Annotated in this window: 1 protein-coding gene, 1 tRNA gene and 1 pseudogene; 1 reads left to right on the top strand and 2 read right to left on the bottom strand. The window is 70.9% G+C overall.

Annotation, left to right across the window (positions count from 1 at the left end; translation table 11 throughout):
* Positions 1 to 58: 58 nt before the first annotated feature.
* A pseudogene (locus DMH12_RS38330) lies at positions 59 to 550 on the bottom strand (DUF3662 domain-containing protein); the annotation flags it as partial.
* Positions 551 to 1068: 518 nt separating this feature from the next.
* Here DMH12_RS38330 and DMH12_RS38325 point away from each other — a divergent pair.
* Positions 1069 to 1155 (top strand) — tRNA-Leu (locus DMH12_RS38325).
* Positions 1156 to 1261: 106 nt separating this feature from the next.
* Here the strand turns inward: DMH12_RS38325 and DMH12_RS38320 are convergent.
* Positions 1262 to 2105: carbohydrate-binding protein (locus tag DMH12_RS38320; protein WP_125495843.1), on the bottom strand; the 844-nt coding region annotated here is incomplete at its 5' end.

Here is a 2105-nt window from a genome sequence, read left to right as displayed (position 1 = left end):
GGCCCCTTCCGACACGAGAACATTAGCACGCTGCCAGGGGTGGATTCACATCCCTTCACGGCCGGGAGCGGGGCGGGCGCCCTGCTCCCGGCCGTGAAGGGATGTGAATCCACCCCTGGCAGCGTGCTAATGTTCTCGTGTCGGAAGGGGCCGGGCCGCCGCCCTGCTGGCTGCTGGAGGAGGCGAGCGTACGGCTGCGCACCCGGTACAGGCCGGTGTCGAGGTCGTCCGCCTTCTCCAGGTGGACCTTGATCGGTCCCATGAAGGTGTAGCGCTGCTGCTTGGCGTAGTCGCGGACCATGCCGGCCAGCTCGTCGCCGAGCTGGCCCGAGTAGGGGCTGAGCCGCTCGAAGTCGGGCGTGCTCAGCTCCACGATGAAGTCATTGGGTACGACGGTGCGGTCGCGGTTCCAGATGGTCGCGTTGTTGTCGCATTCGCGCTGGAGCGCTCCCGCGATCTCCACGGGCTGCACCTCGGACTTGAAGACCTTCGCGAAGGTGCCGTTGACCAGACCTTCGAGACGCTGCTCGAACTTCTTCAGGACTCCCATGGGGCACCTCCTCCGTCGCTGCCGTCCTGTCCACTGCCTTGCGTACTGCTGCCTTGCGCAGTGCCGGTGTGCGCACCGCTCGTCCGTGCACTGTCCACCTGGTACTGCTTACTGATCGTATCCACGCGCCGCTCGATCGGCTGGTTCCCCCTGTCGGCCCGGTCGACGGGTGTCGACGCCTCTCGGAGTTCCCGCTGGAGCCGTCCTTCGAACTCCCGGGGACCTTCGGGATGCGCTCCCTCGGGTACTCATGCCCAGGATCGTAGAGGCGGCCGCCGACCAGTGTCCCGCACCTGACTGTGGACCCCTACCGGCTCCTGGGGAGACGGGCCGTACCGGTACGAGGTTGATACGTGAACGGCTACGGGTCGAGACGAGTGCCCGGGAGCGGGGCGGGCGCCCTGCTCCCGGCCGTGAAGGGATGTGAATCCACCCCTGGCAGCGTGCTAATGTTCTCGTGTCGGAAGGGGCCGGGCCGCAAGCCAAGGCACGGCAGGGCACCAGAGGACACACCCAATGCGCGGGTGGCGGAATAGGCAGACGCGCTGGATTCAGGTTCCAGTGCCCGCAAGGGCGTGGGGGTTCAACTCCCCCCTCGCGCACCAGCCGGAAGCCCCCCAGGTCTCGGACCTGGGGGGCTTCCGCATGCCCGGACGCGGGTACGCGGGGACGCGGGGAGTGGTCCGCGAGCGGCCTGCTGTGAGGAAGGTCTCAGGACTCGGGGCGCCACAGGGCCGGCACGTTGGGCGGCTCCCAGCCCGTCGTCGCGGTGTGCCCCTGGAGGCAGCGGTAGGCGCGGCCGCCGTACGTCACGCGGTCGCCCGAGGTGTAGGAGCGGCCGGGTGCCCAGGTGCCGTTCGGCGGGTCGGTGGGGTCGGGGCCGGGGCCGCCGTCCACGTCCAGGACGAAGTCGAAGGTGGCCTCCCTGCCGCCGCCCCCGGCACGGACGTTCATCAGCAGCGCCGGGTCGAAGAGCGCGTCCGTGGCGTTGCGGGGTTCGCCGGGGAAGTAGAGCTGGGTGGTCAGCACGGGTTGGCCGGGTGCCTGCGCCTTGACGTGGAGGTGCCGGGTGCGGCCCGGGTAGAGGCCCGGGACGATCGTGCGCAGGGTGAAGGCGCCGGTGGCGTCGGTGAACTGGTGGCCGCGGAAGGCGTATCCGGCCATGTCGTAGGCGCCGGCGTTGTCCGCCTGCCAGAAGTCGAGGAGCACGCCGGGCAGCGGGGCGCAGTTCCGTCCGAAGACGTAGCCGGCGACGGTCAGCGGGGTGCCGACGGTGCCGGGTGTCACCAGGCTGGTGCGCCGCGGGGAGTTCGGCCTGAAGTACGGGCCCTCCATCTGGTCCGGCGTCGGGTCGTCGCCGTCGTCGCAGTAGGGGGTCGGCGTCAGCGTGCGGCCGGTGGAGGAGCGGGCGGCGTCCCGGGCGAGCGCGATGGAGCCGGTGGCGAGCAGCGGGACGGCGGCGCCGGCGGCGACCGCGGCCCTGAGGAGTGCCTTGCGGCTGAGGGCGCGGCCGGTGCCGGCGCCGGTGCCGGCAGGGCCCTCAGCCGAAAGGCAC

It is taken from the genome of Streptomyces sp. WAC 04229 (assembly GCF_003947455.1).
Lineage (GTDB): Bacteria > Actinomycetota > Actinomycetes > Streptomycetales > Streptomycetaceae > Streptomyces.
This window is presented reverse-complemented; position numbering and strand designations above follow the sequence as displayed.